The sequence below is a fragment of the Pseudomonas oryzihabitans genome, from assembly GCF_007665395.1.
In the GTDB taxonomy this organism is placed as follows: domain Bacteria; phylum Pseudomonadota; class Gammaproteobacteria; order Pseudomonadales; family Pseudomonadaceae; genus Chryseomonas; species Chryseomonas psychrotolerans_C.
Genome location: NZ_VDND01000021.1, coordinates 26,024 through 32,810, shown reverse-complemented (window position 1 = coordinate 32,810; position 6,787 = coordinate 26,024). Strand labels below are relative to the sequence as shown.

At 67.3% G+C, this 6,787-nt stretch carries 7 protein-coding genes; 2 read left to right on the top strand and 5 right to left on the bottom strand.

The features are described from left to right. Window positions 1-68: 68 nt before the first annotated feature. The 4 genes from FSV73_RS25310 to FSV73_RS25295 all read right to left on the bottom strand — a co-directional run bounded on the left by FSV73_RS25310 (window position 69) and on the right by FSV73_RS25295 (window position 4,299). Entirely contained in the window at window positions 69-683 is a 615-nt protein-coding gene (locus tag FSV73_RS25310; RefSeq protein ID WP_145013119.1) for a glutathione S-transferase family protein, read from the bottom strand. Between the two features lie 109 nt (window positions 684-792). After that, entirely contained in the window at window positions 793-2,169 is a 1,377-nt protein-coding gene (locus FSV73_RS25305) for a sensor histidine kinase (protein WP_145013117.1), read from the bottom strand. Then, window positions 2,166-2,840, bottom strand: coding sequence for a response regulator (locus FSV73_RS25300; RefSeq protein ID WP_145013115.1), 675 nt, complete (start codon window positions 2,838-2,840; stop codon window positions 2,166-2,168). The genes FSV73_RS25305 and FSV73_RS25300 overlap by 4 nt, the downstream gene beginning before the upstream one ends. Window positions 2,841-2,970: 130 nt before the next feature. Further along, window positions 2,971-4,299 carry a PQQ-dependent sugar dehydrogenase gene (locus FSV73_RS25295; RefSeq protein WP_145013113.1) on the bottom strand — a complete coding sequence of 443 codons (1,329 nt, stop codon included), beginning with the start codon at window positions 4,297-4,299 and terminating at the stop codon, window positions 2,971-2,973. A 456-nt stretch (window positions 4,300-4,755) separates the two neighbouring features. On the opposite strand from FSV73_RS25295, the gene FSV73_RS25290 reads away from it, so the two are divergent. Both FSV73_RS25290 and gcvH read left to right on the top strand, forming a co-directional pair. Next, window positions 4,756-5,799: a glycoside hydrolase family 5 protein gene (locus FSV73_RS25290; protein ID WP_145013111.1), complete on the top strand. Its 1,044-nt coding sequence runs from the start codon at window positions 4,756-4,758 to the stop codon at window positions 5,797-5,799. Between the two features lie 144 nt (window positions 5,800-5,943). Continuing rightward, window positions 5,944-6,327 (top strand): glycine cleavage system protein GcvH, encoded by a 384-nt coding sequence (gene gcvH / locus FSV73_RS25285; RefSeq protein WP_145013109.1) that lies wholly within the window; start codon window positions 5,944-5,946, stop codon window positions 6,325-6,327. 81 nt (window positions 6,328-6,408) lie between these two features. Here the strand turns inward: gcvH and FSV73_RS25280 are convergent, their stop codons facing one another. Then, the gene (locus FSV73_RS25280) at window positions 6,409-6,723 is read right to left on the bottom strand and encodes a DUF2388 domain-containing protein (protein WP_145013107.1); all 315 of its coding nucleotides are present in this window, start codon (window positions 6,721-6,723) and stop codon (window positions 6,409-6,411) included. Window positions 6,724-6,787: the final 64 nt, after the last annotated feature.

Sequence of the window (6,787 nt, the reverse complement as noted above, 5' to 3'; positions counted from 1 at the left end):
TCGCGCTTCCAGAATTCCGGGAATGCCCCGGATGAACAACCTACTGAGAGATCACACCTAGCCGTCGCTCAGGGACGGGTCGCCTGCAGCGAGGGGCGCTCGCCGGTGCGGGCGTACCAGGCGGCGATGCGCGGGCAGTCGCTGCGCCAGGCCCAGGTGGGGATGCGGAAATCCAGGTAGCCCAGCAGGCAGGCCATGCCCAGGCTGGCCACGTCGAAGTCACCGTCCAGCTCGGCGATGGCCTCGCGCTCGAAGTAGTCCAGCGCCCGGGCGATCTTTTCCTGCTGGTTGTCCAGCCAGAGCTTCCACTGCATGCCTGGCGGGCGCATGAAGCTCTCGTAGCGAATCTGCACGGCGGCTTCCATCATGGCGTCGCACAGCGAGGCCAGGGTCAGCCGCCGCCAGCGCTGCGGGCCCTGGCGCGGGATCAGCGGCGGGCGCTCGTGCAGGGTATCCAGGTAGTCGAGGATGACGCGGCTGTCGTGCAGGCAGGTGCCATCGGCCAGGCGCAGGGCGGGGATCTTGCCGGCCGGGTTGGTATCCAGGACGTCGCGGTTGGGATTGAGCGGCGTCTGCTGGACGATTTCCACTTCCACCTGCTCGATCAGGTCCGTCTCGTGGAGCATCACCACGACTTTGCGACCGAAGGGCGAGGCGGGAGTGTGGTACAGGATCATGGACATGGGCCGGGCTCTCCAGGTAGCGGGACTTCGCTTCGCGCGTGGCGAATCCCGCCACTGTAAGCCTTCGGCCGGCCCGGGTAAAAGATGGCCTTGGTCGTAGGCGCCCGCCTCAGGCCGTGCCGGGCAGCTCGATGTACACGCCCAGGCCGCGGCCCTGCAGGCCCTCGCCCAGTTGCAGGCTGCCCCCATGGATTTCCACGATGCGCTTGACGATGGGCAGGCCCAGGCCGCTGCCGACGTTCTGCCCGGCGCTCTCGCTGCGGTAGAAGCGGGTGAAGATCATCGCCCGCTCCTGCGGCGTGACGCCGGGGCCGCTGTCGCAGACCTCGATCCGCACCCGGCCGGGGCTGCCCGCCACGACCCTGACCAGCACCTGGCCGTCGCCCGGGGTATAGCGGATGGCGTTGCCCACCAGGTTGGTCAGCAGGACGCCGAGCCAGGTGGGAATGCCGGCCAGTTGGACATCCTGGTCCTCGAGTACCAGGTCGATGTTCTTGTCGATGGCCAGCGGCGCGAGTTCGGAGAGGGTATCCGCCGCCAGGCGCCCCAGGTGGACGGGTACGAACTGCTCCTGCAGGGCGCCGCTGTCCAGGCGGGCCAGGAGCAGGATCTGCTCCATCAGCTGGCTGATGCGTTCGGCGCTGCGCCGCACCTGCAGCAGGCCGCGGGCATGGGCCTGGGGGTCGCTGGATCTCAGGGCCACCTGGGTATGGGTCAGCAGGCTGGCGAGCGGCGTGCGGATCTCGTGGGCGGCGTCGCTGGTCAGGCGGCGCTCGGCTTCCAGGGCGCCATCCAGGCGTTGCAGCAGGGCATTGATCTCCTCGACCAGCACCGCCGCCTCCAACGGCACCCGATTCAGCGGCAGCGGCTCCAGCCGCTGGGCGGAGCGCTGCTTGATCTGCGCGGCGAGCTGGCGCAGGGGTTCGAGGCCGCGGGTCACGCCGAACCAGATGAGCGCGGCCAGTACCGGCAGGGCGAGGGCCAGGGGAAACAGCGAGCCCAGCAGCAGCAGGTGGGTGGCGCCACGGCGGTCGGCGAGGTTTTCGTAGATCCAGATGCGTCCGTCGCCACTGCTCAGCCGCAGGACACGCCAATGCTGACCCTCGGCCAGCAGGCTGCTGAAGCCGGGCGGCTGGTCGAGCAGGCCGGTCGGCGGGGCCGGGGTGCCGAGGCGCTGGTCGCCTGCCTGCAGCAGATAGCCCAGGGCATTGCGCCGTTTGAACAGCGGCAGGTCGGCGATGGCCGAGCGGCTGCGCTCCAGGGCCTGGGAGGCCGGCGACAGGGCCTGGTCGCCTCCCTCGCCCAGGGTGGCCAGGTGCAGCGCCGCCGAGCCGAAGTCGAGCATGTCCTCGTCCGCCAGGCGATTCACCTGGCGCAGGACCAGCTGGTAGGTCACCAGGGCCGCGATCAGCCAGCAGGCGAAGATCCCGCAGAGCAGCAGGGTCAGCAGTCGCCGCCGTAGCGAACTGGCCGGGCCGTCGATCACGAGGCGGGCCGTTCGGGCTGGTCGATACCGTAGCCGATGCCGCGCACGGTGCGGATCAGGCTGCTGCCGAGCTTGCGTCTCAGGTGATGGATATGGACCTCGATGGCGTTGCTCTCGACGTCGCCGTCCCAGCCGTAGAGGGCGTGCTCCAGACGATTGCGCGAGAGTACCTTGCCCATGTTCTCCAGCAGCAGGCGCAGCAGGGCGTATTCCCGGGGTGCCAGGTCGACCGGCTGGCCGGCCAGGGTCACCCGGTGGGTCGCCGGATCGACCCGCAGGTCGTTGTGCTCCAGCTGCGGCTGGGCGCGGCCGGTGCTGCGGCGGGTCAGGGCGCGTACCCGGGCGAGCAGTTCGTCGAGGTCGAAGGGCTTGGTCAGGTAATCATCGGCACCGGTGTCCAGGCCGGTGACCCGGTCGGTGACCTTGTCGCGCGCGGTGAGGATCAGCACGGGGGTGGCATTGCCACGCTTGCGCAGGGCGGCCAGCACCTCTAGGCCCGAGCGGCGCGGCAAGCCGATGTCGAGCACCACCAGGTCGAAGGGATCGGTTTCCAGCGCGGCTTGCGCGGCCTGGCCATCGGTGACCCAGTCGACCGTGTCGCCTTCCAGGGCCAGGCCGGCGCGGATCCCGTCACCCAGCAGCATGTCGTCTTCGGCCAGCAGTATTCTCATCGGAGTTTCCCAGGCGGTAGATCGGTTTTACCGCTCCGGGCCTGCCTCGGCAAGAGCGGTGACCATCCCCGGGATGGTCAGGAACAAGCTTAGGCCGAGGCGCTTAAGGACGGATTAACGCAGGCGGCGCTCAGGGTCGCTGGGCGCTCACCCGCCAGAGGGTGTTGCCGACATCATCGGCCACCAGCAGCGCGCCGCGACCATCGTTGACCACGCCGACCGGGCGGCCCTGGGCTTCTTCCCTGGCGTTGAGGAAGCCGGTCAGCAGATCGCGCGGCGGCCCGCTGGGCCTGCCGTTCAGGAAGGGGATGAAGATGACCTTGTAGCCGCTCTTGGGATCGCGGTTCCAGGAGCCGTGCTGGCCCACGAACAGGCCCTGGCGGAACGCTGCCGGCAACTGGGTATCGGCGCTGGCGAAGGCGAGGCCGAGGGAGGCGGTATGGGTGCCCAGGGCGTAGTCGGGGGTGAGCGCCCTGGCCACCAGGTCCGGTCGCGGCGGCTGGACCCGGCGGTCCACGGTCTGGCCCCAGTAGCTGTAGGGCCAGCCGTAGAAGCCGCCGTCCTGCACCGAGGTGGCATAGTCGGGGACCAGGTCGCTACCGATCTCGTCACGCTCGTTGACCACCGTCCATAGCGTGCCGGTGGTGGGCTCCCAGTCCAGGCCGTTGGGGTTGCGCAGGCCGGTGGCAAACGGGCGTTTCTGGCCACTGGCGCGGTCCAGCTCCCAGATCGCGGCCCGGCCCTGCTCGAGGTCCAGGCCGTTTTCACCGACGTTGCTGTTGGAGCCGACGGTCAGGTAGAGCTTCTTGCCATCGCGGCTGGCGATGACATTCTTGGTCCAGTGGTGATTGATGCCTGCCGGCAGCTCGGTGACCGTGACCGGCTGGCCTTCCAGGCGGGTCGCACCCGGGCGGTAGGTGAAGCGCACCAGGGCATCGGCGTTGGCGACGTAGAAGTCGTCATCCACCAGCACCATGCCGAACGGCGAGTGCAGATGCTCGGCGAAGACGCTGCGGGTTTCGGCGATGCCATCACCGTCGGCGTCCCGTAGCAGGGTGATGCGATCGGCGCTGGGCACGCCGGCACCGGCCTTCTGCATGAACAGGCCGGCGATCCAGTTCTTGAGGCCGGGAAAGCCGTCGCGCTTGGGCGCGTTGCTTTCGGCCACCAGGACATCGCCATTGGGCAGCACATAGAGCCAGCGCGGATGGTCGAGGCCGCTGGCGAAGGCCTGCACCTGGGTACCCGGCGCGGCAATGGGCCGCCCGCCCTCGGACCAGCCCACCGCGGGCGCCACGTTGATGGTGGGCAGCAGCGTCCGGTGCGGCTCCGGCAGCGTCGGCGTGGGGCCGAAACCGGCTGCCTGTTGCAGGCAGGCGGTCTCGCCGCAGCCCAGCAGCGCAGCAGCGGCCAGGATCAGGCTCAGGGTGCGAAGCGTCAGGGGCGCGCAAGGGGGCATGGCAGGGCTCTCGCGGGGACTCGCAGGGATAGAGCCCGGGGGGAGGAGAACGTTCCGGCGGGTGTGCAGCCGGTGGCCAGCCCGGGTACCCAGGAGGCAGGCTGTTGGAAGGTTACAAAATGACCCTGGATAGAAATCTGGTCTCTTCGCGCGCTTGGCCGCTTCGTTCGTTTTTTCCTGGATACAGAAAGTCTCGCTGATTCAAGGCGTTAGCTCAGGCACGTCGAACCGCGCGACCAAGTGTCGGCAATCTGACGTGAAATAATCAGTAACTAACTGTTTTTGAAGGGAAATAGTGGCTAAAGGTACGGGCGGGGACGCCGATAGCTGCGTCAACAATGACGACGAAGTCGCACCAAACGGCGCCGCAGGAGGACGCGGCCGCTGAGTTCGCCCACGCCAGGAGCCCGCTAGGTTGCGGAAGGCGGGGACTATCCTTTTCCTACAGGTGCAGTCATGCAATCCCTTACCCGGCGCTTGCGCCATCTTTCGCTGCGTCTCGCCGGTACCCTGGCCCTGACCAGCGCGCTGTTCGGCTCGGCCCAGGCGGTCGAACTGGTCGGTCTCAACTTCTCCGGCGCCGGTTTCGCCAGCCAGGTGCTCCCGGGAATGAACAACCGCAACTACGTCTTTCCCAGCGAGCAGCACTTCAAGGACTGGAGCGCCAAGGGTATCAAGCTGGTGCGCTTCCCGATCATCTGGGAACGCATCCAGCCCACGCTGAATTCGATGCTGGACCCGGACTACGGCGCCCTGATCACCCAGACGCTCAACTACGCGCAGAAATACGACGTGAAGGTGATCCTCGACCTGCACAACTACGCCCGCTATCGCGGCGAGGTGATCGGCGCCGGCAAGGTCACCTACTTCAACTACTGGGACGTGACCTACCGCCTGGCCTTCCGCTTCGGCAAGCATCCGGCGCTCTATGGCTACGACATCATGAACGAGCCCCACGACGCCGTGGCCTTCTGGCCGACCGCCGCCCAGCACGGCATCAATGGCATCCGCACCGTGGACAACGTGCACCCCATCATCGTCGAGGGCAATGGCTGGTCCAGCGCCGCACGCTGGCCGCAGTGGAACGACCCGCTGCTGGCGCTCAAGGATCCGGCGAACAAGCTGATCTTTTCCGCCCACGTCTATTTCGACAACGACGGCGGTGGCCAATACGCCAGCAAGGACATGAGCGGCTTCGATCCCCAGGTCGGGGTCAATAGGGTCAAGCCCTTCGTCGACTGGTTGAAGAAGAACGGCAAGCAGGGCTACATCGGCGAATTCGGCGTGCCGGACGACGATCCGCGCTGGCTGGTGGCCATGGACAACATGCTGGCCTATCTCAAGCAGAACTGCATCCCGGCCAGCTACTGGGCCGCAGGACCGGGTTGGGCCAACTACAACCTGGCGGTGGAACCCATCAACGGCGTGGATCGGCCGCAGTGGGCGACGCTGAAGAAGTACGTCGACAACACCAGCTGCACGCGGATCGGACCCAATTAAGCGCCGCTGACGATGGCGGTCCTCAGGGTTGGCAGGCTACCCTTGGCTTTTAGAGCGGCACCCGAGCGACGGCGCCTGCGCCAGAAGGGCGTTCGCGGCCCTTGCTTCGCCGCTCCTTCAACCGTGCCAGCCCGAGGACCCCTCATGAGCCAGATTCCCGCCGACCTGCGTTATGCCGCCAGCCACGAATGGGCGCGCCTGGAAGCCGATGGTAGCGTCACCGTCGGCATTTCCGACCATGCCCAGGAGGCCCTGGGCGATGTGGTCTTCATCGAGCTGCCGGAGATCGGCAAGACCCTCGGCGCCGGTGAGCAGGCGGGCGTGGTGGAGTCGGTCAAGGCGGCGTCGGACATCTATGCCCCGGTGGGTGGTGAAGTCATCGCCACCAACGAGGCCCTGGCCGACGCACCCGAGCAGGTCAACGGCGAGCCCTATGGCGCCTGGTTCTTCAAGCTCAAGCCGCAGGATCCGGCCGAGCTGGACAAGCTGCTGGACGCCGACGGCTATCGCCAGGCCAGCGAGAGCTAGAGGCCCCGCGCGCGCTGCGCGACCTCGGAAAAAAAGAACCCCGCGCGGCTGAGCCGGCGGGGTTCTTTTTTTGCCTGTCCCTTACTGGGTCAGGATGCGCATGGCGAGGTCGCTGTCGCTGGCCTGCAGGCCCGGCTGGGCGGCGCGCATGTCGCGCAGGGCGGCTTCCAGATAGGGACCACGGATCTGGCCGTTGCTGGCGAGATAGGAGCTGGCATCGTCCTGGGTGGCGGCGACGATCTTGTGGTCGTCACGGCTGGTGGTATAGAACGAACCGGAGGTCGCGCCCAGGGTCGCGGCATGACGCCAGAACCGGGCATCCGCATGGGCGGCAGTGGTGGCGGCCAGCAGCGGCAGGCCAATCAGGGAAACCAGAGCAAGCTTCTTCAGGCGCATGGATGAGATCTCCTTCTTGAGGTTTCCTATAGAGGGCCAAGCCCCCTCCTGAGTTCCAGACCGC

Coding starts and splice junctions, on each gene's coding strand:
- FSV73_RS25310 (WP_145013119.1), bottom strand. CDS start 683: ATGTCCATGATCCTGTACCACACTCCCGCCTCGCCCTTCGGTCGCAAA.
- FSV73_RS25300 (WP_145013115.1), bottom strand. CDS start 2,840: ATGAGAATACTGCTGGCCGAAGACGACATGCTGCTGGGTGACGGGATC.
- FSV73_RS25295 (WP_145013113.1), bottom strand. CDS start 4,299: ATGCCCCCTTGCGCGCCCCTGACGCTTCGCACCCTGAGCCTGATCCTG.
- FSV73_RS25290 (WP_145013111.1), top strand. CDS start 4,756: ATGCAATCCCTTACCCGGCGCTTGCGCCATCTTTCGCTGCGTCTCGCC.
- gcvH (WP_145013109.1), top strand. CDS start 5,944: ATGAGCCAGATTCCCGCCGACCTGCGTTATGCCGCCAGCCACGAATGG.
- FSV73_RS25280 (WP_145013107.1), bottom strand. CDS start 6,723: ATGCGCCTGAAGAAGCTTGCTCTGGTTTCCCTGATTGGCCTGCCGCTG.